Source organism: Bacillus sp. UNC41MFS5, assembly GCF_000686805.1.
Genome location: NZ_KK366018.1, coordinates 413,177 through 436,965 on the forward strand (window position 1 = coordinate 413,177; position 23,789 = coordinate 436,965).

A 23,789-nucleotide genomic window follows, 5' to 3' on the forward strand; every position below is an offset into this window, starting at 1 on the left:
TATTGTATTTTGTATACCGTTTTAAAAAATAAAAACACATTCCCTATTAAGATTGGATAACTGATTGCTTCTTCGGGGGCTGAACTGAAATATTTTCTTGCGAAATTTCAATATCCTCTTTAATGGTCATTTGGCACGTTAACCGGTATCCCTCTTTCACCTTATCACCAAGCATTTTTTCTTCTTTCCAATTCGGCGGTGCCAGCCCTTCAGATCCATTCACTACGATACATGTACATTTCGTGCAGCGCCCCATTCCACAGCCATACTTTAGTTTTGGAAGTTGGCGTGTACCAGCCAAAACAACTAAATTGGCATTATCTTTAACCTCTTGTTCGATTGTCGTTCCATCCACATGAAGGATTACTTTAGGCATATTGTTACCCCTTTCTGTTTTTTCTAAAAATTTTGATACTTTTCTGAAGTATACAATTTTTTGGATAGAGAAGCAAACTAGAATTTTAAAAAAGATAAATCTTTTTGAAGTTAGGCTCTTATTCTAGCAACTACACAAGGAATTATTTAAATATTTAGAATATGCCCTTGAACATTTTAATTCCATACGATAAAATACTCTTAAGAGTTTGGTATACAATATTCCGCGGAGGTGGGTACAGAAAAAACTTAATCTCATTGGTTCCGATACTTAGGGAAACAAAAACGCATACTTACTTGATTTATGTTTTGAATAGGACAAATAAATTACTTTAAGGAGTGTTCTAAATGGGGAAATATATAGTACTAACAAATAAGGATACTTTCCAAACGATTCTTGAAAACGACGGGTTAAAACCAGTTGAAACCTACCATTTCTATTTCTTTGATAGTTTAAAGGCGAAATATACAATTGCTGAAGTTATAGACGAAACGATTAAAATCCAATTATTCGAGAGTTATGAAGGAAAGGAATATGTCAATCAGATTGCTGTCAAGTTTTTTGAAAAGTTTGATACTCTTGAAGCTGCTCGTGAGGAATTAAATGAGATTGTCAAAGCTTCTGGAAACAGTCAAGATTCTGTAAACTCCAAATTGGTAAAATCAACTGAAGCAGCCGTATAAAAAAATTACGTGGTATTTGCTGGCTCCATAAAGTTAAAATCCGGAGAGACACCGATTTCTCTCCGGATTTTATACTTTTAAAAACAAAAAGCGCAAGCGCCCGTTTAGCGGCGTATGGACTGGAGCGCTCCAACCGAGATAAAGGAAACACGGAGCTCAAGTCGATTCGATGTTGACTTATCGTAGGGCGGAGAGCGAAGTACACTAGCCGCTGGGCGCTGGAGCTGGATTCAGAGAACCTATTTCAATTTATTCACCATAGATTATTATATAATTTCCTACAAACAAAAAACCGCCACATGGTCGTAGCGGTTGAATGTGTAAGGTTAAAATTTAAGCGTTTTTCTTAGTGAAGCTAATTTTCTCTCAGCTTTTTCTGCTGCACTTTTAGAACTAAATAGAAACTTAAACATGGATAAGCCCCCTATTAATGAGTTATTTGATACTGTAATTTTATAATGGCAAGAACAAAAAAACAAGTATTTTGTATACCAAATACCAAATTAATTCTTTATTCATGGCGAATTTGTGACATTTTCAAGTTTTTAAGATATATTTGGTATACCATTTTAAAGAGATAGGGTGTTGATATGCTGAGATATATGTTTTTTATCGTTATTTTAATGTATTTATTCTCTGTACTTTTACCCGGGCTCCATCTTGGTATCCTGATTTCCTCGCTAAGTCTTTTGATTGTCCTTGTTACCATAATTCAAGCGAAGCGATTTGTTCAAGTTTTAGGAGGTACATTTTTACTATTTGGAGTGGTCTTACTATCGACTAGCGGAGCCTCTTGGCAGCAATACATCCTCTCTTTCGGACCGATGCTGGACTTGCTTACCATGTTTACGCTGATTCCGATATTAGGGATTCCTATAAAATTAGGCGGGTATAGCGGCGGCATACAAAGTATGATTACAAAGAGAGTAAAAACCTCAGGGCAACTGTATATGATCACGTCTGGCATTTCGTATTTTTTTAGTATTTTTATGAATCTGGCTACCTTACCAATGACATATTACTCGATTAGGCCTGCATTAGATGTGATTCCCGTTGAGAATAAAGAGCGGTTTATGAGCAGAGCGATTACACGCGGATTTGCGATGCCATTACTTTGGGCCCCTGTTACCCCGATTGTCGGGATTGTGATCACGATGACAGGAGTCAGCTGGGTATCGATTCTTCCATATGTTATTCCTTTAAGCATCATGGGAGTAGGTGTGGATTGGTATATTGGCTCACGTAGAGCAAATATTATGATCCATAACAAACAGGACCTATCCGTCCACGAAACCGCTGCTACCTTAGAAACAAACGATCCAGCCAATCGTTCGAGGAGAGTCTTACAAATACTACTGGCGATCGTCATTTTTAATGTTGTAATTTCTTTAGTAGAATCAAAGTTTCCTTATCCATTTTTAATATTAGTATCATTAATGGTTATCCCATTTTCGTTCACCTGGTCCCTCTTCTTAAAAAAGGGTAAAGAGTTCGGTGTCCATTTGCTCAATCATTTAAAAACCTTCTCTGTAAGTATGAAGGATCAATTCTTCATCTACTTATCAGCAGGGTTTTTCATCTCAACCATTAACATATCACATGCAAATGTCTGGCTTGATGCCTGGGTCAATAAGTTTATCAATTTTGCTGGTGTTGAGATCTTTTTGATTTTACTGCCATTAATCCCGCTGGCTTTAGCCTTTTTAGGCCTGCATCCTGCTGTATCACTAGCATTAATGACCGAAGGGTTGAACCCAGAGGTTGTTGGGATTTCTCCACATATCTTGACAGTGGCGATGTTAGCAGGGGCTGTCTCTGCTTTTCTAGTTGGTCCATATAATGCCACGTTAGGGCTAATGTCAAGTATCGTTAAGGAAAGCTCCTATAAGGTGTCGAACTGGAATCTTTCCTTCGCAAGCATATATATCGGTTGTGTTATGTTGTATCTATTTGTTTTACAATTATTTTTATCTTAATAATAGTGCAGAAGAAAAGGTGTCAATCGATGGATTGACACCTTTAGCCATTTAAGTGGCTTTACGATCAGCAATTTCAGTAGATTTTTCTGCTTTAACTTCCTTTACAATTTCTTTCGCAAAGTGACCAAGACTTCCCTCACTATACGATCGTATCACTTCAGGTGCTAACGATGTTAATGCTCTCTTTAGGTATTCTGGTGATAATCCTCTGTTCACAAATTCAGCCTCAATCGTTAGTGCTGCCTTTATTGCAAAATACGTCGCTAATTTGTTTACTTCCGTTAAACAACTTTCACTATCGACCATTACCTTACCAAATTCGTGAAAAAGTTCTCCAACTGTTTTTGGTAACGCTGATTCTGTAATAAATAATCCATTTCCATGTTCCAATAAATCCTTTGAATGTCCCATATACTTGACCCCATGGATCTTTAAGTGGGGAAACTGGACCATTATTTGATTGGTAGGAAGGTTCGTTGCCATATTAATGATAATAGGTGTATGAGAAGTATGGCTTTCCAATTTTAACGAGGTGATAAATGGAATAACCTCCGTCGCGGGTAATGCTAAGATTAAGATATCGACATCCTTCAATTCACTTTCTGTTAGATTGAAGCCACCTTGAAACGTTTTCAGAAAGTTTTCTGCTTTCTTTTGCACCGGATGATAAACTCCAATTGCAATCTGTTTTTTATCCCAATGGGTCATCATGGCTGTCCCTAATTTACCGAGCCCTACTAAACCAATCCTTTGTTGTTTCATTTTCTATCCCCTCTCCCTCTCATCCTATGTCGGCAGTCATTTTAAGATAACGATTAATTAAACGACAAATAATAAGGCTATCTTAAAAAATCAGTTTGCTGCTGACTTTTAAGATAGCCCTTTATTTATTAGCGACCCCTAATTCTATCTAGTCTAATGTTAAGGTAATTTGAAGAATACAGTTTATTTACCAGATAATAACCGCCAAGATCGTTGCAAGGAAAAGTCCGGTAATAACTGGGAAGAAATTCTTCCTCGCCAGCTCTAACGGTGAAATCTGTAAGAAGCCTGCAACCGCAACAAGTGACGACCAGGCAATCAATGTACCTCCGCCGCTCCACACTGCACCCATTTGACCAATAGCTGCAAGTACGGAAGGATCGATGTGACTTCCAGGTCCAATGGCACCAGATAGAGCACCCGTTAACGGAAGTCCAGCAAACCCAGAACCATCTAATCCGGTAATGATACCAACGATTAAGATACTAAATGCTGCAATAATTGGGCTGTGAGGAATATAATTTTGACCCGCTTGGATTAAATCAAATAGAAAGCCTGGTTTAGCTGCATCTTCACCTAAGGAAAGAATCTGCGCAGAAAAGTCTCCACTTCCCATAAAGAAGTAACCTGCAATCGGAATAACTGGAGCCATGGCTCTGAAAGCGAATACAAAACCTTCCGTAATATGTTCGCTGATTTTATCAAGTGCATGAATTCGGTTAAAAGCGATCGTCGCTAATACTAAGAGAATCGTAGCAACCCCACCGATAAAGGCAGCACCATCGCCTCCCTCGAATCCAGCTCCACCGCCAATTTTGGATTGGACCATAAAAATCATTACACCTAGCATTGCTAAAGGCACTATGATAGCAAAGATTTTTCCCCATTTTTCTTTTACCTTGATTACTTCAGCAGTTTCTTCTACTGTAGCAGCAAGCTCCTCGGTAACTTGGAAGAATGCTTTTTCATTATTGTTTTCACTAACAGATTTTTTGGTAATCGCTTTTCTATGTGTGGCATACACAATCGCAAGAGCACTAATACCAGTAATGAGAGAAAGAATGAAAGCCTTATCTGAAACTAAGGCTTTATCAATTCCGGCTGCTTTCGCACTTAACATTGGGGCTACCTGCATAATATAATCTGATGAAAGGGCCATACCCTGTCCAGCAATAACAATAACCATTGCTGAGGTCATGACTGGCAATCCGGCACTTACTGCAGCAGGTACTAATAAAGCACAAATTAATGGAACAGCTGGGGTTGGCCAGAAAAAGAGTGAAATCACAAACGTCGTAACCATTAACACTAAATAAGAAACGTGTCCATTTACCATTATTTTTTGAATCGGCACGACCATCCTTTTATCTGCACCTAAATCTTTCAAGGAATTAAGAAGACCGATCATGATGGAAATGATTAGGAAAATACTAAATAGTTCCTTAGCGGCAACGAGATTGGCATTAAAAACGGCTTGAAAACCGCCAATCAAGCTCCCTTTATACACGGCTGCTACTATAAAGGTACCAACTATAAGTGGTAAAACAACACCTTTTCTAAAAAGCATGATAATAATAACGGCTACAGTGACAACTAGATAGACCCAATGGGCTGCTGTTAATTCCATATTTCCCCTCCGTTGTTTTAAAATAGTTTAAAACCGTGTCGCGAAAGATTTCCTTTAAATATGGGAAAAGATCGTAGGAGAGGAATAAACGTTAAAATAGGATTTTTATCATGGTGTATATCCTCTACTTCTGGTGTTCTTTTCTTAATCCCTAAAAAGATAAAAAATGGCATGATTCATTAAAAAAATTTTCGAGAGATTATATTTTGAATACTGTAGATTGTATACCATGTTTTTATAAAAGATTTTTCAAATGACTGCTTAAAACTGAATACTAAATGAAAGAAACCTTCATTAACATCCTTTTTTCTACTTCCTAAAAACAATCACTCTACATAACGTTTTGAATGCGCTTACAGATTATGTTCTAATTTTTAGTAGAATGTTATTTTAGGAATACTAAATACCAACCCCTTTACACTATGTACACCTTGTTTATTATAAGGTTGAAAATAATATACCATTATTCTCTACCCATTGCAAACTATTTTGAAAATTTAGAAGTTTATTTATATTCATCAGATTACTATTGATTTTATTGGTTTAATCGGCTAAAATATATTAAATTATCGGTATACGGTATACAATAAATTTTTTTTATACATAGTTTGATAGTTTTCTTGAATAGCAGCTAAATAATATAATCCCGAGGTGAACAAATATGCTTAAAGTTGGAATCATTGGATATGGAACACTTGGAAAAGGTGTTAGCGAATTAATTGAGTCAGGACAAGCTGGAAATGTCGTCCTTCAATCCATTTTAGTTAGAACTCCGCTAGGTGCTTTGGACAAATCACCAGATCAGTGTACTGTCACTATGAATGAAGATGTTTTTTTTAACCAAGATTTAGATATTATCATTGAAGCAGCCGGGCACCATGCCCTTCAACTATATGGGGAAAAGGCCATTTCCACGGGAAGTCATTTAATTATCCTTTCCGTCGGTGCATTAGCAGATAGAGATTTTTATGAGTCCTTACAGGAGGCAGCTAGAAAATACAAAAAACAAATGATTATCCCATCAGGAGCCATCGCAGGTTTGGATCGTATTGCTGCTGGGGTGTTAGGTGAAATCGATGAAATTACTCTGATTACAAGGAAGCCTCCTAAAAGTTGGTATGGAACGATTGCGGAGGAAAAAGTTGATTTAGAAACAATTACAGATCCTTTTTGTATCTTCGAAGGCACTGCCAGAAATGCAGCAAAATTATTTCCTCAAAATGTAAATGTATCCGCTGCGCTAAGCCTTGCAGGTGTGGGCTTTGATGAAACGAAGGTTGAAGTGTATGTAGACCCGACCATTCAAATGAACACTCATACCATAGTAGCCAAAGGCTATTTTGGGCAAATGGAAACCACTATACAAAACAATCCATATACGGAAAATCCTAAATCGAGCCCGATTGTCGCCATGAGTGTTGCAAAAGTGTTGCAAAACCTAACGACATCTGTGGTGATCGGTGTATAATACCTTGACGACAAAAAGAGAAACTCCACCCTGAAAGGGATGGAGTTTCTCTTTTTATTTCTTCTCTTTTCCTTGAGTGACTGCCTCAATATACGCTTTTCGGGAATTTTCAATATGAATTTTCGTCAAATACTCGGCCATTTCTTGTTCTTGATTAATAATAGCCTCCATAATTCGTAAGTGTTCTTCCATCGACTGTACTGGACGGCCCGGATTTTTATACCCTGTCTTGGCAAAGGCGCGAATATAATCCGATAAGCCGCTTAATATTTCATAGAGCTTGGCATTTTTTGCCGAGCTGTATAAGAGATGATTCAAATCACCATGTAAATTGGAGAAATCTTGATCATTTTTATGCTGTAAACAATCTTCCACCCTTTTACTGTACTCGACGAACTTACTTTTGGTTTCATCGTCCAACTTCTGAACAGCTAATTTGGCTGCCAAAACTTCAAGCGATGAAAGAATTGTAAATACTTCAATAATTTCCTTTTCAGAAATATCAGCTACAATAACACCTTTTCTTGGAACAGTTTTGACAAACCCTTGAGATTCTAATCTAAATAACGCTTCACGAATAGGTGTCCTGCTAATATTTAATCGTTCAGCTAATTCCCGTTCCACTAAACGATCACCTGTCTTAAATTCACCCTCTAAAATAAGGTCCTTGATATGAATAAAGACCCTTTCGCGTAAGGATATTAAATCTTCCTCGGCCCAATTATTCCCCACAGTTTCTCCCTCTTTCTAGGTATACATTGAACCAATTATAACTCACTCTATTTATAAACATCAAATTCTTTGGTCGGAATTTCCAATATAAAAATAGTTTGTAAGCACTTTACTATCTACGAAGATTTTCAGCTGGTTTATGACCAAATGAAGCCTCTCCTACAACGGCTTGCGTAATAATCTTTGTCATCACTTCAGCAATCGTCATGACCGTAAATAATCTGGTATTATTTAAAGATTTGACGGGCGATAGTGGGTCTAGGTAATTAACCACTGCCTTCATATGGTATTCACCCACATGTGGCAGCTTTTTATTGACAGCCATTCCAGGAATTAATGAACCTTCTTTTAAAAAAATAAACCCAATTTGCCTCTCATCTCCCAAACAAGCATCTATACCCAAAATAAACGGATCATTGTGCGTTTGAATAATTTCTTTCAAAATCTTGTTAATATTTAAGGCATGAACTGGTTTTTCTAAGGTGCCATATACAGGGAAGGGAAGGTCCGTTTCTTTCAGCATCGTTCCCACTATCGGACCTAGTGAGTCTCCTGTTGAACGGTCGGAACCCACACATAAGAAAATGACTTCTCTAGAGGTATTGTTTATGACTTCCTTCAGTCTATTTACAAATTCCTTAAACTCATTTCCCTCTGTGGTCTCTTTTACGGAAAAATAGCATGACCTTGCTGACTTATCCATCGTCTTTTTCTTGCCGTCAAAAGGCCACATTAGCATCAACCCTCTTCTCAAGTTGTAGTTTCCTATTTCTGTCCATTTGCCCACCATCATGACCCCTACACTTCTCTCGAGAATTTAACGCATCTACATATATTTTATGATAGCATGAATAAAACCTTCCATACCCACGCTAATAAAAATTACAAAAAAAATTCAGACTAGTTCACATTTCTGTAACAAATAGTGCCTGACACCATTATTTTTGAGAAACGGGTGTCAGGCACCATTTTCATCGTATTGACTTTCTATGATACGAATTCGGTCATACAGTTGCTGATTTATGGGTGTTGATAGACCGTATTGATGGGCTAGGTGCAGGACTGTACCAGCAAATAATTCTACTTCGCTGTGGCGTTTAGCCTCGATATCTTGGGCCATTGACGGTTTTCCGTCTGGACTTAAGGTGGCCAATACACTTAGCCAATAGTCTAAATCAGCTTCTGTTAGATGAATTCCTGCGTTTTCAGAAAGCTTGATGACCTCTCTCATCGCTCCAATCATTATCTTTCGTGCTTCTCCATCACGCTGAATCTCTCCATAATTACTCTCATAGACGGCCACCGTTTGATTGACCCCTACATTTAACATAAACTTACCCCATTGACGCTTCACCATATTCGTTTCAATCTCATAGGGAAGTTCTACTTTATCAAAAAATGCGGAAACACGCTTTACTTTATCAGAAATTACCCCAGGTTCTCGTTCTCCAAAACAAAGGATACCCATATGGTCATAGGTGAGCTGATTTCCCACTTTAACGGCATCCATTCCTTGGGCAACACAATATAAAATATGTTCATCCCCATAGATTTCTCCAATCAAAGCCTCGCTGGAAATTCCATTTAACGCAGATAATATAATCGTCTGCTCACCCACATGATGCATAACCGATTGAATCGCATCTTTTAAACCATCAAATTTCACCGTGAAAATCAGCAAATCTGCCGCCTCGCATGATTCATCGGGTGTCAGGTAAGTGAAATCGCAGCGTTCCCCATTACAGAAAACATGTTCATATTCATATCGATGGATACGCTCCTGATCTGCGATGATACATATATCTGCTTTTGGCATTTTCTTTGATAAATGATGTCCATATAGAATTCCTAATGCCCCTAAACCAATGATAGAAACCTTTTTTATCTCCATAACGAATTTCATTCCTTTCCCCATAATTGTTACTGTATGTAAAAAAATTTTCTAAATGGTTCAGTTCGTTTACACAACTATTTTTATACTAGTATTTTATCTCAACTTATTTATTAAAAAAAATATAAAAACTCTGTTGAATGGATACCAACAGAGTTTTCTAAAAATCGATCATTTATATTCCACCACCATCATCATGAATGGTACTGTTCTCCTTGCGGATGTTGGCTGAAAGACTGAACGCTCCCACGGTTGCGATCAATGTGCTTAAAATGATAATGATATTATAAATATTAATCTCTACTAACAAATTCACCAGAATATAAGAAATTACAAGCGAAGCAAGAGGTGAAATAAGCCAGACTTTAAGAATTCTCTGAATAATAGATTTCTGCCAAATGCCAAACCCCTTTTGGGAAGCTCCAACACCCAAAATTCCACAAGTCGTTACTTGTGTCAACGGTATCGGGAGTCCAAATAAGGATGACACTATAACCAAGGTTCCTCCTGTAAAGGAAACCGCACTTCCTTCCAGTAAAGACAGTCTAGTAATCTTCTTCCCATTCGTTTCAAGAACCCTGTTACCTAGTAAAATAGCTCCGATTGAAACGAAGAGCCCGCCAATCCAGATTCCTTTAGTGGTGGAAATCATCCCTGCCCCAACCAATGGCCCAACAGCATTAGCGACATTATTCATCCCAGCCGAAAAAGCCTCTAAACAGCCCCCCGCGACAAGTAAAATTGCCAGCCATTTTTTCCATTTGCCGTTTCTCGTTAGACCAATCCAGCGTTTCTCAGCCGCGGAAATGATTTTTCCAAGAAAAAACGTAATTAGAAAAGAAACAATCGGAACAACCACCCAAAATAAAACAATCACCAACAGATTATTTATGTACAAACTTTTAAAAGCTACCCCAGCTCCTACGATCGATCCAACGGTAACCTCACTTGTCGATAGGGGAATTCCAATAATATTTGCAATAAATAATGTCAATGTAGCTCCAGCAAGGATTAGAACGACTAATTTAATCGTTAGGAGATTGGAAGGAATAATTCCCTCGCCAATCGTTTTAACTACCTCTCCGCCGCCCAGCACTGCCCCTAGAAAAGCAGCTAGTGCCACTAACACCATGGCCAGGCGCTTACTCTTTATGGCGTCTGCACCATAGGCTGACCCCATCGATGCTGCCGTCCCGCTTGCTCCAATATTCATCGCAAAGAAAAAAGCAATTATAAAAGCAATAGACGTCCAAACCATGTAGAATCTCTCCTTATGTCCACAATCTATAAAACTGGTAAACTAAATTCTCGTTCCAGCTTCAATTCACACTATTCAGGTAGGAATAATTTAATATGTTGACTATTATACCGCTCTCCACTCCATTAATCAATAAATTATTTCTGATGTCTTTGAATTTTCTAAAAAAAATGGACAAATGATTCATAAAATTGTTTCCCTGCCATTTTGGGACAAAAAAAAAGAGTCCGAAGACCCTTTTTTCAAGATAATTTTATTCCTGTAACGACTAATCAACGGGATGCCATCTGTGATGACGACAATAATGAAAAACCTTCATATCCATTTGCGGCAATCTCGGCACATTTTTGGCGATAAGCGCCGACTCCGCCTAAATAAATCAGGAATCCACGCGGCTTCCCAGGAATATTAGCACCGGTGTACCATGAGTCAGTTTTCGTAAAGAGCGTTGATTCAGCCACTTCCCGGCAATGCTTACTCCATGCTTCCTCCGCGTCGACATTCGCCTCAATTGTTTCCACACCTTGGGTTTGCATATACTCAATACAGTCAGTAATCCATTCAACATGCTGCTCAATCGAGACAGGCATGTTACTTAGAACAGAAGGACTTTCTGGACCGGTAATCATGAACATATTCGGAAAACCAGCGTTGGCAATTCCAAGATAGGTTCTTGTCTGTGCTCCCCCTGCCCATTTCTCCTTCAGTGTCACTCCGTCTTTCCCGCGGATATCAATTTTCAATAATGGCCCTGTCATTCCATCGTATCCAGTCGCAAAAACAAGAGCGTCCAGTTCATACTCCCCGTCCGTGGTCCGGAGCCCATTAGAAATAATTTCCTCAATAGGTGCCTTCTTTACGTCTACCAATGTGACGTTGTCACGGTTATACGTTTCATAATAATTCGTGTCAATAATCGGCCGCTTTGTCCCATAAAAATAGCTTGGCAGGAGTTTTTCGGCTACATTAGGGTCTTCGACGATTTGACAGATTTTGTTCCGGATAAATTCGGCCACCGTTTCGTTCGCTGCTTCATTAATCGTAATATCATAATAAGCGCTAAACAGTCCTAATCCACCTTTCTCCCATGCCTCTTCGTAGACCCGCTCCCGCTCCTCGGCGGTGACTTCTAATGCTGATTTCGTAGGTACTGGCACTGGCTGGCCGCCCTGAGATTCACGCATTTGACGTTTGATCTCGCTGAAATTTTCCTTCGTCTTCCGGATGTACTCTGGGTCATAAGGATGATTTCGCGCTGGAGCGCAGTACTGTGGTGTCCGCTGAAAGACGGTAAGGTGCTTGGCCTCTTGCGCGATGACTGGGATGGCCTGCACACCAGTCGACCCCGTTCCAATAATCCCTACCCGCTTCCCCTTGAAATCAACTTTTTCATGCGGCCAATGCCCAGTGTGGTACCAGTCGCCCTTGAAATTTTGGATTCCTTTAAAGTTTGGAATATTGGCGGCTGATAGACAACCAACACCCGTGATAAAAAACTTGGCAGTTACACTCGTCCCATCATTTAGATAGATCAGCCATCTATTCGACTCTTCGTTATAATGTGCTGCGTTAATCCGTGTTTTAAATTGGATATCACGACGGAGGTCAAACTTGGTCGCAACAAAGTTTAAGTATCGTAGGATTTCTGGCTGCTCAGGATATCTAGAGGTCCATGTCCATTCCTTATATAACTCTTCTGAAAAAGTATAGTTATAATAGATGCTTTCCGAGTCACAGCGTGCTCCAGGATAGCGGTTCCAATACCATGTACCGCCAACACCATCACCCGCCTCAAAAACACGGGTAGAGAAACCAGCCTCACGTAAGCGATGAAGCGTATACAACCCTGAAAAACCTGCCCCAACAACAACAGCGTCGTAATTAGCAACATGATTCGATTGTTTCATAGATTTCATCATACTCCTCCTCCAGCATCTAAATTAATCGTTAAACCCTGCCAACCTTTTGGTCAATTTCACTTAGAAACTTGGCGAATTTAGAAATGGATCCTTTAATCCGCTCTGGAAATACCGCCATATTCGTAAAATAACCATGCACAAGTCCCTCTTCAATGATTGATTCAACCTTGATCCCTGCTTGCTTTAGGCGTTCAGCATAGGCTAAACCTTCATCCCTTAGGACATCGTTTTCAGCAGTAATGACGTATGCCGGCGGAAGATTGCTTAAATCGTCTGCCAATAATGGCGCGATGTATTTATTTTTTGTATCTTCTTCATTGTTAATATAGTAGTTGCCAAACCATTTCATTAAGTCTCGATCCAACCCAAAGCCCTGTTGAAACTCTTCATATGATTTGGTGTCATAGCCTAATGCTGTTACTGGATAAATAAGAACTTGGGCCGCAACGTCTGGTCCGTTTTGTTCCTTGGCAATTAACGAAACGACTGCAGAAAGATTCCCACCAGCACTATCACCGCCAACTACTAAGTTGGAAGCGTTTCCATTTAATGCCGCAGCATTTTCACAAACCCACTTTAATGCAGCATAAGAGTCTTCTACGGGGATAGGGAATTTATATTCAGGTGCAAGCCTATAATCCACAGAAACTACTACTCTTTCTGTTTGATTGGCAATCATTCGGCAACTTGGATCAGCCGTCTCAAGATCACCTATTACCCAGCCGCCGCCATGGTAATAGACAAACAGTGGAAATGGTCCTTGACCTTCCGGTGTGTAGATCCTGACCTTGATTTCCGCATTATCGCCTACAGGAATCATTCGGTCCTCTACCTTCGCAAGCGGCGCCAATTCTACCTCAACAGGAGGAGCTAAAGCAAACATTTCTCTAACGGTTTGTGCATCTAATGTCTGGATCAATGGCATCTGACTGAACATTTCTAAATAAACTTTTGCTTGCGGATCTAAATTGGCCAAAGAACATCTTCCTTTCCTAATGAGGATTTTTTTAACTTTCATAGAAAAAGATTTTCCTAAAAGTCTATCTAAAGATTACAATTTTTTGTATAATTTGAATATTCCTAATTTTAGACGTGTTATATCCCCAAAAAGGAGATGATAATTTGACATCTCAGTATACCTTTCAGCAACAAATTCAAAAATTAGAGGAAGCAACGTGCCATGAAGAACGATTATTTAAAATTCTTGATGTCTACATGGAGCTTTATCCCGTCAGGAATGCCTATTTATTTAGATTTTCCCCGTTAGGCTTTCTTGGTGAAGGCATTATCTTATTGACCGTTGATGGTATGGTACATATTGGGGATATTCGGGATGATGTCCGTTCCCTGCCGATTATTTACTCAGCGATTCATGAAAAGAAAGCGAAGTATTGTTCAGGAATTGAGTATTTAAAGCAAACAAGCAGTAAATACATAACATCCTCGAGTGTACATTCGGTTGTGGTTGTCCCTATCTGTTTTCGTTCGGTAATTATCGGTTATATTTGCTCGAATGAATTTATAAAAGGCTCTAGGATAGATGAAATTCTTCTCTCCTCCTTAACTCATTATGGAAAAGAAGTTGGAAGGTTTCTGGAGAAATCCGATAGTGTGGAGGATCCACAATTTTTAAGTAAGAGAGAACTTGAAGTGATGCGCAGAATTGCTTGGGGAGAAAGCACAAAGGAAATGGCAGATCTAATGAAAATTAGCGAATTAACAGTCAAACAATATGTAAAAACAGCGATTAAAAAACTTGGCGTTCAAAATCGTTCCCATGCGATTGGCGAACTATTCCGCAGAGGAATCATCACTTAGTTTTTTGAAAACGCTTTATTCATTATAGTCTCGGTTAGTTCGATTAAAGGCTCAGCACCCAAATGGGTGCTGTTTTTGATTTTTATTTAGGAGGTGCAAGTGCTCCATCCACATCATAGTTTTTTGGGTCAATTTCTGTTTGTTTACCTACGACTAGTTTAGCTAGTTCTGCACCAAGATACGGCCCACTTGTTAACCCTGAAGCCCCAAGACCATTGGCTAAATAGATTCCTTCAAATCGCGGCAACGCCCCAATCACAGGCAAAAAACCTGGGGTGAACGGCCGAAAACCAACCCTTGTTTCAAGATACGAGCATGCTGCAAGACCAGGCGCTGTTTCTAACGCTTTGCTTAATATCTCATGAATTCCACCAGCTGTTACACGCGTGTCAAATCCAGCCTCGTTTTCATGGGTCGACCCAACAACAACTCGGCCGTTTTCAAACGTTAGGATGTAATGATTTTGAGGCGGCATAACTACAGGCCATTGGCTTGTATCCGTCTTTGGTAATTCTAGATGAATGATTTGTGCTTTTTGAGGTTTGACTAAAAACTCTACACCTAATGGCTTCAAAAGCTCGTTAGACCATGCACCTGCAGTTAGAATTACCTGATCTGCAGGATGCATTTTATCTGCAATCTTAATCCCGACTACTTGATTCCCCAGCATCTCGAGGGAAGCATTCCCGTGGTGAAATGTAACTCCATATTTTGTGGCGGCGCGTATTAATGACTCACGCAATGCCCTTCCATTAACCCGTGCTCCCCCACTCACATGAACAGCCCCATATTCCTCAGCTAATGGTGGGAATAAACACTTTGTTTTTGACGGTGATAGAATAGTAATCTCTCCGATTTCCGGTGCATCATCGCGACGTTTTCTCGCTCGTTCCGCCATTTGTTCTAGTTTATTCAGTTCTGTATGTAGACTGATGGCTCCAACCCGTTGATAGCCTGTCTCTTGCTCGCCATCTGCTTCTAGTTGAGCAATTAATTCTGGATAATAACGAGCTCCTCCTTTGGCTAACTGATACCATGCTTTGTTACGCCGCTGTGAAAGCCAAGGACAAACAATCCCAGCTGCGGCATCAGTCGCCTGTCCCAGGTCCGCTCGATCGACCATTGTTACCTTTGCGCCTAATTTCGCAAGATGATACGCTGTCGATGCACCCAGAATTCCTGCTCCAACCACGATTATTTTCTGCATAACACACCTGTTTCATTATTTTTAAAAAAAGGATTTAATAATTTCTTGTTCATTGTTACATTCGGAACAAATATATTCAATCTCTAGAGCATCTTCGCGTACCATATGCTCTGTTTCCTTGCCGCATTTTTCACAATATAGATTCTTAGGGAATTCAATCATATCAAACACCACTCACTTTTCAAATATTGTTTAAACAACTTTTCATGAATAATATCCCCCAAGTTAATGAAATGAACCAAAGATGGTTAAATTATAGACGAGCAATTTCTCATTGCTCAAAAAACTTCGTCGGGAGTGATGTATCATGGCTAGAAACAAACTATTGGTTCCTGGAGCAGACAATGCTTTAGATCAAATGAAAGAAGAGATTGCCAACGAGTTTGGAGTTCAACTTGGTGCTGATACGACCGCACGAGCAAACGGTTCAGTCGGCGGCGAAATGACGAAACGTCTTGTCGCTTATGCTGAACAAACCCTCAGAAATCATCAAAATCAATAACGGATGATTTCAATCGTAGGCTGTCCCACGGATTTTGGGACAGCCTTTTTCGATTTTGGGTATACAAACTTCGCCATTTTACGATTAAATAGAAGAAAAGGAAAGTCAAGGAGGAAATCATGAAACAACGAACAGCGATTGTAACTGGGTCTTCAAGCGGCTTCGGGGTGCTAACCGTGATTGAATTAGCAGTAAAAGGCTTTACAGTGCTCGCAACCATGAGGGATATCAATAAATCAAAGCCTTTATTAACACTTGCTAAAGAAAACAATGTCGAGGATTTCATTCATGTTCATCCGCTTGATGTCACTTCTAGTGAATCCATTCAACATTTTCAAGATATTCTCCGTGAGTACCCCGCTGTCGACGTATTAATAAACAATGCCGGGTTTGCCCTTGGAGGTTTTAGCGAGGAGCTTTCAATTGAAGAGTATAGGAGTCAATTCGAAACCAACCTGTTCGGAGTGATTGCTGTCACCCAGGCGATTCTGCCATTGATGCGGGCAAGGAAACAAGGCAGAATTATCAACATCAGCAGCATTAGTGGGAGACTAGGATTCCCTGGCTTATCAGCATATGTCGCATCCAAACATGCACTTGAGGGCTATAGCGAAAGCTTGCGCCTCGAGCTGAAGCCTTTTGGGATCGACGTTTCCTTAATTGAGCCTGGTTCCTATCAAACCAATATTTGGGCGAGTGTGGACGGGATGGAAGTCAATCCTGAGTCTCCATACCTATCCTATATGGAAAGTTTACTTCATGAAATTGAAGGCGGAAAGGCCAAGCATGGCAATCCCATCGAGGTTGCAAAATTGGCAGCAAAAATTGCTTCTCAGTCGCAATCACCAAGCCTTAGGTATCCCATCGGTGCTGGTGTAAAGACGATGCTGAAGCTAAAAAATTTGCTGCCGTGGAAACTTTTAGAAGCAATTATTCTCAAGCGACTTAAACCTTAATTATTCGTCGCTTCAATCGTAACTAGGTTATTTTTACGAAGGGCTTGTTTATCACGAATCCTTGCAAGTCTTTTCGTTTTTTCTTTTTCATAAAAATAATGAACAAAGAAGTAAGAAATAATACCAAGGATGATGCCAAAAATCGTCATCCCAATTAACACATGGACCCCACCGTGAAGTAAACTGACTACACTGCGTAAATCCCCTTGCATTAATTGTTCAAACGAAAAAGGTGACTTATGCCCGATTCTCTCGTTTATTGGATAAATCAGTTTACCGATAGTTTTGGCTAACGGCAGGAGTAAAACTGGCAGGAAGGATAGTTTTCCAATGACATTTCCAATAATCGCCGCTGGCAAAGAACCTCTTGCCATTCGAACTATTGGTAAAAATACGATATAAACAAGGGAAGCAGTTGAAAGAACAATCATTTCTAAGCCAAAACCAACCGCAAAGCCCAACGATACTTTTTTGGCTCCTCCTGGAGAACGAAGCAGTTTGATAAAATTCAACTTAAATGCTCGTCCAATTCGCTTAAAAAAAGGATACTTTTTGTGTTTAATGTTCATACGAAGACTTCCTTTTTATATCAGATTTTCGTGACTAAATAGCTTCGTGTTTAGGGCGATATAACTATTACTATTATCATAACACTAAATAAAGAAAAATTAAGATAATTGTAAGCGAACTCATAAATTACCAAGGATAATTTTTCCACATACCTATCGGTGGCTTCAATAAAAAAAGGAATGATTCTTATTATTCCTTTCTTAATAAAAATAAGCCGTGAAAAGGTGATAAAAAATCACAGTTCACGGCTTTATTTGTTTCCTTTAGGATGGGAAGATTCGATCAATTTCTTGAATCTCTTCAACTGATAATTGTATCTGTAAGGTTTTTAGATTATGAAGCACTTGGTCTGCTCGCTTTGCACCAGGAATTATCACATCAATGCATGGACGGGACAGATACCACGCAAGAATCACTTGGGCAACTTCCGCCCCTTTTACCGATGCAATATTACGAACCCGCTCAATCTTTTCCAAATTTTGTTCGAAAACGCCTTCTTTAAACTGCGGCCTTTTACGGTTCTTTTCATTAATTTTTGTATCACGAGAATACTTACCAGTTAATAATCCAGATGCTAAAGGGTAAAATGGAACGAAGGAAATCTGCTGTTCAGTAACGTATGGAAATAATTCCCTCTCTACACCTCGGCTTAGTAGGTTATATTCCCCTTGATAGACATCAACATAACCATCTTTATTAGCTTCTTTTAGTTGATCAATTGAAAAATTAGACACCCCGATGGCTCTAATCTTTCCTTCATCCTTCAATTGTTTTAATGCCCCAACCGCTTCGTCCTTCGGTGTATCTTGGTCTGGAAAATGGATATAAAATAAATCGATGTAATCGGTTTGAAGCTTTTTTAAACTCTCTTCGACAGCTTGTTTTAAAAAAGCCGGTGAATTATCAAGAACCATTTCATTCCCAATCAATTTGTGTGCTGCTTTGGAGGCGATGACTATTTCTGAACGATTCCCACTTTCCTTCACGACTTCCCCGATGATTTCTTCCGATCGTCCTAAACCATAGACATAGGCTGTGTCAAGGAAATTAATCCCATGAGCCAAACCGGTTCGAACTAACTCCCTCCCTGCTTCTTCATCCAAGTTTGGAAAAAGATTATGGCCCCCAACGGCATTAGTACCAAGACCAATTGGATTGACAAATAAATCTGTTTTCCCAATTCGAGTATGTTTGGTCATAAGCGTTCACTCCCTTATTTTTCTAATTTGATGATAACAAACGATTGGAAAAGAATACAAAGTATATGATTTAATTTTTCATATAAAAATTATGTATACAAAAAAGACCATCTAGGAGGGATGGTCTTTAAACGCGTTTTGTTCCAACGTATCTTGTATGCCAATATGGGTTGTTTGTGCTGGTAATCATGACTCCTTTTGATGATGAAGCCATAATCATTTTACCATTCCCGATATACATCGCTACATGTGTTGGTTTACTCGCCTTAGTTGGAGCATAAAACATTAAATCACCTGGTTGGATATAAGAATAAATACGATATCCGTTTCCATAGAACATTTGTGCTGCAGTTCGATTTAGGTTTTTTCCAGCCCTTGCATAGGAATACTTAATAAGACCTGAACAATCAAATCCTCCGGGTGACATTCCGCCCCATTGATATGGTATTCCAATATTAGACTTCGCAACCGAAATTGCTTTTGTATGATAATAAGCCGCTTCCGCTTTATCACCCATGTTAGCAAACAAAGAGCCACAAGAAACGATAATGACAAACGCTACGATGAATTTCTTAAGCATAATTGTTACCTCCTAGTGTGATTTGGTAGTTCAAATATACTAGATAGGTGTAACAGTGACATCTCAGCAATATTACAATATCATTACAAAATTATTTTGATATAATTTTTCGTTTGTGATTTTTAATAGGATATCAGGAGATTTCATTAACAGAGCCAAAAATAAATAGGAATTTAGGAAAGAATATTGATTAAGAAACGATTATTACCCGTTTTGTTGAAGTGGTAAAAATCGGGGCAACTTAAACATAGGCAACCAAATTGTCGAGGAGGATATGATGAAAGTAACAGATGTACTTGTCCATTGTTTAGAAAACGAAGGAGTAGAATATGTGTTTGGAATCGTCGGCACGGAGGTCCTAGACCTAGTTGATTCCCTTTCCAAATCAACACAAATTCAATACATAAATGTCAGGCACGAGCAAGGAGCGGCATTTATGGCCGATGTGTATGGAAGATTGTCAAACAAAGTTGGTGTATGCTTGTCAACACTTGGACCTGGCGCCACCAACTTAATAACGGGGATGGCCAGCGCCCAGCTCGACCATTCTCCTGTGGTGGCTATCATTGGTCAGGCAGGTGTGGAGCGTCATCATATGGAATCCCATCAATACATTGATCTTGTGAAGATGTTTGAACCCGCAACAAAATGGAGCACACAAATCAATGAATCCCAAACAGTTCCGGCGAAGATTCGAAAAGCATTTAGGATGGCAAAAATGGAGAAACCGGGTTCTGTTGCCATTACCTTACCAGAAAACTTTTCAAGTCAAATGATCGGCGGTAGTCCCTTACCCGTTACATCCTTGCCTGAATGTGTTCCTGTTAACAAGTCACTCGAAGCTGCCATTACCCTGATTAATAAACATCAAAAGCCCTTAGTCATTGTAGGGAACGGGGGCAACAGACAAGAGTCTGTCCCTGAACTTCTGGCCTTTGTCGAAACCCTTCAATCCCCTGTTATCCATAGTTTTATGGCAAAAGGAGTGCTCCCTAAAGAACACCCACTTAATTATTATACTTTTGGATTTAAGGAGAACGATGCAGTTTTACCTGTTTTAAAAGAGGCAGATTTGCTGATTGTCATCGGCTTTGACTTTGTTGAAAAACTGCCAAAGGATTGGAATGAGAAGAAACTCCCTGTCTTACATATCGATTCTTTACCAGCAGAAATCAATGAATATTATCCTGTTGAGGTGGAGCTGGTCGGAAACATGAGAAACACCTTGCAACTTATAAATCAATCCAACCTTCCAACGAAATCATGGCTTCCCTCCGGTGAGCTAAAGGACCAAATTAAAACTGCATATCAAATTGATCAGCCGGTGTCAGGCACTCTTTCCTTTACGATTGAGAATGTTCTCCACTGTGTTGATTCTCATACAACAGAGGATACGATCGTGATATCGGATGTCGGTGCACATAAGGTTTCCATTGCGAGAACCTATCAGCCGAAAAAGCCAAATGGGTTAATCATTTCAAATGGACTTGCTGCCATGGGTATCGCCATTCCAGGTGGGATTGGGGCGAAGCTTGCTTGTCCAGATGACCTAGTTATTTGCATTACCGGCGATGGTGGTGCTTTAATGAATTTTGCGGAAATAGAGACAGCTAAACGACTCGGACTTTCGTTCATTATTATTGTATTAAATGACTCATTGTTAAAACTTGAAGTGCAGCAAATGAACAAAAAGTTCGGAGAAAACTACGGAGTAACGTTCCAAAACCCGGACTTTGTCCAATTGGCCACCAGTTTCGGAATTAAAGGTATGCGGGCGAGAACACTTAATGAATTTGAAAACATCTTTAAGGATGCACTGCAGTCTGATGGGGAAATCTTCTTAATCGACGTGGCGTTAGAAAATTGACTCAAGCCTGGAATAAGCTAAATCAATTAAGCGGAGTATCAAAGCAATTTTCTCATAAGTTTACAGGTTCATTCATCAAAAAAAGCAACTACATCTGTTACTTGTAGTTGCTCGTGCTTTTAATCGCGGTGCCTGACACCTATTTTGCTTTTGCTTCTATACGGCGCTGATGTAAGATTGGCTCGGTGTAACCGTTTGGCTGATCGTATCCTTTAAATACTAAATCACAGGCTGCTTGGAAGGCGATAGATTGATCATAATCGACCGACATTGGGCGGTACGCAGGCTCCCCTGCATTTTGTTCGTCGACTACCCTGGCCATTCTCTTTAAGGTTCCAAGTACCTGTTCCTTCGAACAAATTCCATGGTGGAGCCAGTTGGCGATATGCTGGCTCGAAATACGGAGTGTCGCACGGTCTTCCATCAATCCAACATGATTAATATCCGGTACCTTCGAACAGCCAACCCCCATTTCTACCCAGCGAACAACATAACCTAGGATTCCCTGTGCATTGTTATCAAGCTCTTGCTGAATTTCCTCGGCTGTCCAGTTTGTATTTTCAGCAACAGGAATGGCTAAAATCTGTTCTCTTAGATCCCGAATATCCTTTGCTAACTCAGCCTGCACCTTTGAAACATCTATTTGATGATAATGTAGCGCATGCAGGGCTGCTGCAGTTGGTGAAGGAACCCATGCCGTTGTGCCGCCTGCTTGCAGATGACCGATTTTTTGCTTAAGCATTTCGGCCATTAGTTCCGGCATTGCCCACATTCCTTTCCCAATCTGGGCCCGGCCCTTTAGACCAGTTGCCAGTCCGACAAACACATTGGATTTTTCATAGCTTTGCAGCCATGTTGAAAATTTCATTTCATTTTTCCGAATAACAGCCCCGATTTCCATCGACGTATGGATTTCATCTCCAGTCCGGTCCAAGAAACCCGTATTAATGAACACAATTCGATTCTTTACTTCACGAATACAATTTTTCAAGTTCAAAGAAGTTCGGCGCTCTTCGTCCATGACCCCAATCTTTAGCGTATTCCGCTCTAGTCCAAGCATATCTTCCACGCGATTAAACGTCTCGTTGGCGAAAGCGACTTCGTTAGACCCATGCATTTTTGGTTTAACAATATAAATCGAGCCCTTTGCAGAGTTCTGATATGGACCATTTGCCAAAAGAGAATGCTTGGCAATTAAACTAGTAACGACAGTATCCATTAACCCTTCTGGCACCTCGTTTCCATCCTTATCTAGGATTGCAGAACTCTTCATTAAATGGCCGACAATACGGACAAACATGAGGGAACGCCCTTTTAAGGCAAATTCCTCTCCAGTAGGAGTGAAATAAGATCGGTCAGACTGAAGTGAGCGTGTCACCGTCTTATTATTTTTAGAAAAAGCAGCTGTTAAGTCACCTTTCATCAACCCGAGCCAATTGGAGTATACAAGCACTTTATCCGCAGCATCCACGGCGGCAACGGAATCCTCACAATCCATAATTGTGGTCAAAGCCGATTCTATGAAAATATCTTTAACGCCAGCTAAATCGGTATTCCCAATTGGATGGCCTGAATCGATTTGAATTTCAAAATAGAGACCATTATTTTTCAGTAAAATGGCGGAAGGCTCTCCTGAATTCCCTTGGTAGCCACAGAGTTTGGATTCATCTTGAAGCCCAACGGTCGCGCCATTACCAAGTAAAACTGCTAATCTTCCATTGACAATCGAATATTTGACAGCATCCTTATGGGAAAACTGCTTGAGCGGGATGGCTTGATCAAGGAACTCTCTTGCAAAAGCAATAACTTTATCTCCGCGAATCGGATTGTAAGCTCCTGCACGATTAGCGCCCCCTTCTTCACTAATCGCATCCGTACCATATAAGGCGTCGTAAAGGCTTCCCCAACGAGCATTAGCTGCATTTAGGGCATAGCGGGCATTATCGACGGGAACGACAAGCTGCGGCCCTGCTTTTAAGGCTACTTCTTCATCTACATTTTCCGTGCTAATCTGAAAATCAGCCATCTCCGGTTCTAAATAGCCGATTTCTTTCAAAAAAGATTGATAATTTTCAAAATGGAAGGATTTATTGCTTCTATGCCAGGCATTGATTTTATTCTGGAGGTCATCTCGTTGAGCCAGTAGTTGGTTATTAATCGGTGTTAAATCAGCAAAGAGTGCTTCAAAATCAATCCAGAACTGCTCACGGTCCAAACCCGTTCCTGGAAGGGCGTTGTCGTTTATAAAATGATAAAGTACATCCGCTACTTGAAGATTACCTATTTTCACATAGTTTGACATCTTTCCATTTCCCCCTTATGTATCTTAAACTTTTACATCGGTTCAAAACCTTTGAATCTGCGAATCTCTTTGCTGTTTTAACACCTGCCCTCC

21 protein-coding genes are annotated in these 23,789 nt (G+C 39.9%); 7 read left to right on the forward strand and 14 right to left on the reverse strand.

The annotated features are described in order from the left end of the window. Positions 1–46 precede the first annotated feature (46 nt). Positions 47–376, reverse strand: coding sequence for a 2Fe-2S iron-sulfur cluster-binding protein (locus BR30_RS0125670; protein ID WP_026567519.1), 330 nt, complete (start codon positions 374–376; stop codon positions 47–49). A gap of 347 nt (positions 377–723) precedes the next feature. On the opposite strand from BR30_RS0125670, the gene BR30_RS0125675 reads away from it, so the two are divergent. Further along, positions 724–1,059 carry a hypothetical protein gene (locus BR30_RS0125675; RefSeq protein ID WP_026567520.1) on the forward strand — a complete coding sequence of 112 codons (336 nt, stop codon included), beginning with the start codon at positions 724–726 and terminating at the stop codon, positions 1,057–1,059. A 590-nt stretch (positions 1,060–1,649) separates the two neighbouring features. Next, on the forward strand, positions 1,650–3,035 hold the full coding sequence (locus BR30_RS0125685) for a hypothetical protein (RefSeq protein WP_026567521.1): 1,386 nt from the start codon (positions 1,650–1,652) through the stop codon (positions 3,033–3,035). Positions 3,036–3,086: 51 nt separating this feature from the next. Here the strand turns inward: BR30_RS0125685 and BR30_RS0125690 are convergent, their stop codons facing one another. Further along, positions 3,087–3,800: an NAD(P)-binding domain-containing protein gene (locus BR30_RS0125690; RefSeq protein ID WP_026567522.1), complete on the reverse strand. Its 714-nt coding sequence runs from the start codon at positions 3,798–3,800 to the stop codon at positions 3,087–3,089. A gap of 187 nt (positions 3,801–3,987) precedes the next feature. Then, positions 3,988–5,427, reverse strand: a complete 1,440-nt coding sequence (locus BR30_RS0125695) for a hypothetical protein (RefSeq protein WP_026567523.1) — start codon at positions 5,425–5,427, stop codon at positions 3,988–3,990. A gap of 661 nt (positions 5,428–6,088) precedes the next feature. Between BR30_RS0125695 and nadX the strand changes: the two genes are divergently transcribed. Next, the gene (gene nadX, locus BR30_RS0125700) at positions 6,089–6,895 is read left to right on the forward strand and encodes an aspartate dehydrogenase (RefSeq protein WP_026567524.1); all 807 of its coding nucleotides are present in this window, start codon (positions 6,089–6,091) and stop codon (positions 6,893–6,895) included. 54 nt (positions 6,896–6,949) lie between these two features. On the opposite strand, the gene BR30_RS0125705 is transcribed toward nadX, so the two are convergent. The 6 genes from BR30_RS0125705 to BR30_RS0125730 form a co-directional block, all read right to left on the reverse strand. After that, on the reverse strand, positions 6,950–7,627 hold the full coding sequence (locus BR30_RS0125705) for a GntR family transcriptional regulator (protein WP_026567525.1): 678 nt from the start codon (positions 7,625–7,627) through the stop codon (positions 6,950–6,952). Between the two features lie 112 nt (positions 7,628–7,739). Further along, positions 7,740–8,414: a spore protease YyaC gene (gene yyaC, locus BR30_RS0125710; RefSeq protein ID WP_231507810.1), complete on the reverse strand. Its 675-nt coding sequence runs from the start codon at positions 8,412–8,414 to the stop codon at positions 7,740–7,742. A 171-nt stretch (positions 8,415–8,585) separates the two neighbouring features. After that, the gene (locus BR30_RS0125715) at positions 8,586–9,518 is read right to left on the reverse strand and encodes a ketopantoate reductase family protein (protein WP_026567527.1); all 933 of its coding nucleotides are present in this window, start codon (positions 9,516–9,518) and stop codon (positions 8,586–8,588) included. Between the two features lie 175 nt (positions 9,519–9,693). Beyond that, positions 9,694–10,776, reverse strand: a complete 1,083-nt coding sequence (locus tag BR30_RS0125720) for an inorganic phosphate transporter (RefSeq protein ID WP_026567528.1) — start codon at positions 10,774–10,776, stop codon at positions 9,694–9,696. A 272-nt stretch (positions 10,777–11,048) separates the two neighbouring features. Further along, the gene (locus BR30_RS0125725) at positions 11,049–12,692 is read right to left on the reverse strand and encodes a flavin-containing monooxygenase (protein ID WP_269320648.1); all 1,644 of its coding nucleotides are present in this window, start codon (positions 12,690–12,692) and stop codon (positions 11,049–11,051) included. 31 nt (positions 12,693–12,723) lie between these two features. After that, the gene (locus tag BR30_RS0125730; protein WP_026567530.1) at positions 12,724–13,671 is read right to left on the reverse strand and encodes an alpha/beta hydrolase; all 948 of its coding nucleotides are present in this window, start codon (positions 13,669–13,671) and stop codon (positions 12,724–12,726) included. Between the two features lie 146 nt (positions 13,672–13,817). Between BR30_RS0125730 and BR30_RS0125735 the strand changes: the two genes are divergently transcribed. Then, positions 13,818–14,513 carry a response regulator transcription factor gene (locus BR30_RS0125735; protein ID WP_026567531.1) on the forward strand — a complete coding sequence of 232 codons (696 nt, stop codon included), beginning with the start codon at positions 13,818–13,820 and terminating at the stop codon, positions 14,511–14,513. Between the two features lie 82 nt (positions 14,514–14,595). Here BR30_RS0125735 and BR30_RS0125740 read toward each other — a convergent pair whose 3' ends face one another. Next, positions 14,596–15,720: an NAD(P)/FAD-dependent oxidoreductase gene (locus BR30_RS0125740; protein ID WP_026567532.1), complete on the reverse strand. Its 1,125-nt coding sequence runs from the start codon at positions 15,718–15,720 to the stop codon at positions 14,596–14,598. Between the two features lie 307 nt (positions 15,721–16,027). Between BR30_RS0125740 and BR30_RS0125750 the strand changes: the two genes are divergently transcribed. Then, positions 16,028–16,222 carry an alpha/beta-type small acid-soluble spore protein gene (locus BR30_RS0125750; RefSeq protein WP_026567533.1) on the forward strand — a complete coding sequence of 65 codons (195 nt, stop codon included), beginning with the start codon at positions 16,028–16,030 and terminating at the stop codon, positions 16,220–16,222. Positions 16,223–16,341: 119 nt separating this feature from the next. Next, entirely contained in the window at positions 16,342–17,178 is an 837-nt protein-coding gene (locus tag BR30_RS0125755; RefSeq protein ID WP_026567534.1) for an SDR family oxidoreductase, read from the forward strand. Here BR30_RS0125755 and BR30_RS0125760 read toward each other — a convergent pair. The 3 genes from BR30_RS0125760 to BR30_RS0125770 form a co-directional block, all read right to left on the reverse strand. Then, positions 17,175–17,747, reverse strand: coding sequence for a DUF2062 domain-containing protein (locus BR30_RS0125760; protein ID WP_026567535.1), 573 nt, complete (start codon positions 17,745–17,747; stop codon positions 17,175–17,177). The genes BR30_RS0125755 and BR30_RS0125760 overlap by 4 nt on opposite strands. A gap of 264 nt (positions 17,748–18,011) precedes the next feature. Next, on the reverse strand, positions 18,012–18,947 hold the full coding sequence (locus tag BR30_RS0125765) for an aldo/keto reductase (protein ID WP_026567536.1): 936 nt from the start codon (positions 18,945–18,947) through the stop codon (positions 18,012–18,014). 127 nt (positions 18,948–19,074) lie between these two features. Continuing rightward, entirely contained in the window at positions 19,075–19,527 is a 453-nt protein-coding gene (locus tag BR30_RS0125770; protein WP_026567537.1) for a C40 family peptidase, read from the reverse strand. A gap of 277 nt (positions 19,528–19,804) precedes the next feature. On the opposite strand from BR30_RS0125770, the gene BR30_RS0125775 reads away from it, so the two are divergent. Beyond that, positions 19,805–21,394 carry an acetolactate synthase large subunit gene (locus BR30_RS0125775; RefSeq protein WP_026567538.1) on the forward strand — a complete coding sequence of 530 codons (1,590 nt, stop codon included), beginning with the start codon at positions 19,805–19,807 and terminating at the stop codon, positions 21,392–21,394. A 139-nt stretch (positions 21,395–21,533) separates the two neighbouring features. On the opposite strand, the gene BR30_RS0125780 is transcribed toward BR30_RS0125775, so the two are convergent. Beyond that, positions 21,534–23,696 (reverse strand): malate synthase G, encoded by a 2,163-nt coding sequence (locus BR30_RS0125780; protein ID WP_026567539.1) that lies wholly within the window; start codon positions 23,694–23,696, stop codon positions 21,534–21,536. Between the last annotated feature and the right edge of the window lie 93 nt (positions 23,697–23,789).

Excerpts from the sequence above, each read along its gene's own strand:
- BR30_RS0125670 (WP_026567519.1), bottom strand. The coding sequence starts at position 376 with ATGCCTAAAGTAATCCTTCATGTGGATGGAACGACAATCGAACAAGAG.
- BR30_RS0125675 (WP_026567520.1), top strand. The coding sequence starts at position 724 with ATGGGGAAATATATAGTACTAACAAATAAGGATACTTTCCAAACGATT.
- BR30_RS0125685 (WP_026567521.1), top strand. The coding sequence starts at position 1,650 with ATGCTGAGATATATGTTTTTTATCGTTATTTTAATGTATTTATTCTCT.
- BR30_RS0125690 (WP_026567522.1), bottom strand. The coding sequence starts at position 3,800 with ATGAAACAACAAAGGATTGGTTTAGTAGGGCTCGGTAAATTAGGGACA.
- BR30_RS0125695 (WP_026567523.1), bottom strand. The coding sequence starts at position 5,427 with ATGGAATTAACAGCAGCCCATTGGGTCTATCTAGTTGTCACTGTAGCC.
- nadX (WP_026567524.1), top strand. The coding sequence starts at position 6,089 with ATGCTTAAAGTTGGAATCATTGGATATGGAACACTTGGAAAAGGTGTT.
- BR30_RS0125715 (WP_026567527.1), bottom strand. The coding sequence starts at position 9,518 with ATGGAGATAAAAAAGGTTTCTATCATTGGTTTAGGGGCATTAGGAATT.
- BR30_RS0125720 (WP_026567528.1), bottom strand. The coding sequence starts at position 10,776 with ATGGTTTGGACGTCTATTGCTTTTATAATTGCTTTTTTCTTTGCGATG.
- BR30_RS0125725 (WP_269320648.1), bottom strand. The coding sequence starts at position 12,692 with ATGAAATCTATGAAACAATCGAATCATGTTGCTAATTACGACGCTGTT.
- BR30_RS0125740 (WP_026567532.1), bottom strand. The coding sequence starts at position 15,720 with ATGCAGAAAATAATCGTGGTTGGAGCAGGAATTCTGGGTGCATCGACA.
- BR30_RS0125750 (WP_026567533.1), top strand. The coding sequence starts at position 16,028 with ATGGCTAGAAACAAACTATTGGTTCCTGGAGCAGACAATGCTTTAGAT.
- BR30_RS0125755 (WP_026567534.1), top strand. The coding sequence starts at position 16,342 with ATGAAACAACGAACAGCGATTGTAACTGGGTCTTCAAGCGGCTTCGGG.
- BR30_RS0125760 (WP_026567535.1), bottom strand. The coding sequence starts at position 17,747 with ATGAACATTAAACACAAAAAGTATCCTTTTTTTAAGCGAATTGGACGA.
- BR30_RS0125765 (WP_026567536.1), bottom strand. The coding sequence starts at position 18,947 with ATGACCAAACATACTCGAATTGGGAAAACAGATTTATTTGTCAATCCA.
- BR30_RS0125770 (WP_026567537.1), bottom strand. The coding sequence starts at position 19,527 with ATGCTTAAGAAATTCATCGTAGCGTTTGTCATTATCGTTTCTTGTGGC.
- BR30_RS0125775 (WP_026567538.1), top strand. The coding sequence starts at position 19,805 with ATGAAAGTAACAGATGTACTTGTCCATTGTTTAGAAAACGAAGGAGTA.
- BR30_RS0125780 (WP_026567539.1), bottom strand. The coding sequence starts at position 23,696 with ATGTCAAACTATGTGAAAATAGGTAATCTTCAAGTAGCGGATGTACTT.